Below are 3,094 nucleotides of genomic sequence, written 5' to 3' on the forward strand. Positions count from 1 at the left end.
GCCCTGCTCGACACGGATCCCGACCACCAGGAACTCGCCCTCGAGGGAGGCTTCCTCCACGAGGCGGGTCGCTTCGACCCCGGTTTCTTCGGCATCTCACCGCGTGAGGCCCTGGCGATGGACCCGCAGCAGCGTCTGCTGCTCGAGGCATCCTGGGAGGCCATGGAGCAGGCGGGCATCGCGCCCACCGCCCTGCGGGGCAGCCGCACCGGCGTCTTCGCCGGCCTCATGTACCACGACTACGCGATGTCCCCGAACTCCGTTCCCGAGGGGGTTGAGGCGTTCCTCGGTATCGGAAACACCGGCAGCGTCGTCACCGGTCGCATCGCCTACACCCTGGGGCTCGAGGGGCCGGCGGTGACGGTGGACACGGCGTGCTCGTCGTCCCTGGTCGCCCTGCACCTGGCCGCGCAGGCACTGCGCTCCGGCGAGTGCGACATGGCTCTCGCGGGCGGTGTGACCGTCATGGCCACGCCCACCGCCTTCCTGGACTTCCAGCGTCAAGGTGGCCTGGCCGCCGACGGCCGTTGCAAGTCGTTCTCCGACGACGCGGACGGCACGGGCTGGTCCGAGGGTGTCGGCATGCTCCTCGTGGAGCGGCTCTCGGACGCCCGCCGCAACGGCCACCAGGTCCTCGCGGTCGTGCGCGGCTCCGCCGTCAACCAGGACGGCGCCAGCAACGGCCTCACCGCCCCCAACGGTCCCGCCCAGCAGCGGGTCATCCGCGCCGCACTCGCCAACGCGGGTCTGACCGGTGCCGACGTCGACGCCGTCGAGGCGCACGGCACCGGCACCACCCTCGGCGACCCGATCGAGGCGCAGGCGCTGCTCGCCACGTACGGGCAGGAGCGTCCGGAGGACGGCCGGCCGCTGTGGCTGGGATCGCTGAAGTCGAACCTGGGCCACACCCAGGCCGCCGCCGGCGTCGCCGGAATCATCAAGATGGTCATGGCCATGCGTCATGGCGTCCTGCCGCCCACCCTGCACGCCGCCCAGCCGTCGTCGAAGGTCGACTGGGCCGCCGGCGCAGTGGAGCTGTTGACGGAGGCGCGGGAGTGGCCGGAGGCGGGTGACCGGCCGCGTCGTGCGGGTGTGTCGTCGTTCGGTGTGAGTGGGACGAACGCGCATGTGATTCTCGAGGCCGTTGCCGGTGAGGAGCCGGTGGCGGAGGTGGAGCCGGCGGCTGTGCTTCCGGTGGTGCCGTGGGTGCTGTCGGCGAAGTCGCCGGAGGCGCTGGCCGGTCAGGCGCAGCGTCTGTTGTCGCGGGTGCGTGAGGACGAGGAGACGTCGACCGGGGACAACGGCTGGTCGTTGGTTTCCACCCGTTCGCACTTCGAGTACCGGGCTGCCGTGGTGGCGGCGGACCGGGAGGAGTTCGTGCGGGGGCTGGAGGTTCTGGTCTCCGGCGGCACCGCGCCCGGTGTGGTCCGGGGCACGGCTGTGAGTGGGCGTTCGGCGTTCCTGTTCTCCGGCCAGGGTTCGCAGCGGGCGGGGATGGGTCGGGAGCTGTATGAGGCGTTCCCGGTGTTCGCGGACGCGTTCGACGCGGTCTGCGCGGAGCTGGACAAGCACTTGGACCGGCCGGTGAAGGAGCTGGTCTTCGACCCGGAGTCGGACCTGCTGGACAAGACTGTCTACACGCAGGCGGGCCTCTTTGCCGTCGAGGTGGCCCTGTTCCGCTTGATGGAGCACTGGGGTGTCACCCCCGACTATCTGCTGGGCCACTCCATCGGTGAGCTGGCTGCCGCGCACGTCGCGGGTGTCTGGTCGCTGGAGGATGCGGCTGCTCTGGTGGCTGCGCGGGGCCGGCTGATGCAGGCGCTGCCGGAGGGTGGGGCGATGGTCGCCGTCCAGGCGACCGAGGACCAGGTCCTGCCGCTGCTCACCGACCGGGTGTCCATCGCGGCCCTGAACGGTCCCACCTCGGTGGTGATCTCGGGTGACGAGGACGAGGTGCTGGCGATCGCGGGCCGGTTCGAGAAGTCGAAGCGGCTGCGGGTCAGTCACGCGTTCCACTCGCCGCGTATGGAGCCCATGCTCGAGGAGTTCCGCACTCTCCTGCAGACGGCCACTTTCCACGCGCCCCGCATTCCGATCGTCTCCAACCTGAGCGGCTCTGTCGCGGGTGAGGAGTTGCTGACCGCGGACTACTGGGTGGACCACGTCCGTCAGACGGTCAGGTTCGCGGACGGTATCCGCCATCTGGACGCCCAGGGCGTGAGCACCTACCTGGAGCTGGGTCCGGGCGGGGTCCTGTCCGCCATGGCCCAGGAGACGGTTGCCGAGGCCGCATTCGTCTCGGCCCTGCGGAAGAACCGGGCCGAGACCGACGCCGTCGTCACAGCCCTCGCTGAACTCCACACCAACGGCACTGCCGTCGACTGGACCGCGTATTACGCCGGAACCAACCCCCGACGCGTCGACCTCCCCACCTACGCCTTCCAGCACGAAGAGTTCTGGCTCCGTTCGGGATCCGCAGCCGGTGATCCGACCGGATTCGGCCTTCGTACCGTTGAGCACCCCTTGCTTGCTGCCGAGGTGCTGCTCGCGGACGGCGATGGACTCGTCCTCACCAGCCGGCTCTCGCTGGACACGCATCCCTGGCTGGCCGATCACGCTGTGTTCGGGACTGTGCTGCTGCCCGGAACCGCGTTCGTGGAACTGGCACTGCACGCCGGCGACCGCCTCGGTTGCGGTTCCCTGGACGACCTCACCCTCGAGGCCCCTCTCGTGCTCCCCGAGCACGGGGCGGTCGCGGTCCAGGTCATGGTCTCCGCGACTGAGCCTGACGGGCGCCGTCCGATCACCATCCACTCCTCGCCCGCGGGTGACGACAGCGGCATCTGGACCCGGCACGCCTCCGGCTACCTCACCTCCACCGCGCCGGTCGAGGCGGGTGTGGTGCTCGCCGAGTGGCCGCCGCGTCAGGCGGAACCGGTCCCGGTGGAGGGCCTGTACGAGGTCCTCGCGGATGCCGGGTTCGGCTACGGCCCGGTGTTCCAGGGCCTGCGCGGCGTGTGGCGTCGAGGCCAGGAGGTGTTCGCGGAGGTCGCCCTGTCGCAGGAGGCGTGGGCGGAAGCTGGCCGTTTCGGTA

At 70.5% G+C, this 3,094-nt stretch carries 1 protein-coding gene; it reads left to right on the plus strand.

The window, feature by feature from the left end; genetic code table 11:
* Positions 1–3,094 (plus strand): type I polyketide synthase (locus HW445_RS24245; RefSeq protein ID WP_180223072.1); only part of this gene is annotated, 3,094 nt, incomplete at both ends.

The organism is Streptomyces sp. UH6 (genome assembly GCF_013421635.1).
GTDB classification, from domain to species: domain Bacteria; phylum Actinomycetota; class Actinomycetes; order Streptomycetales; family Streptomycetaceae; genus Streptomyces; species Streptomyces abyssomicinicus.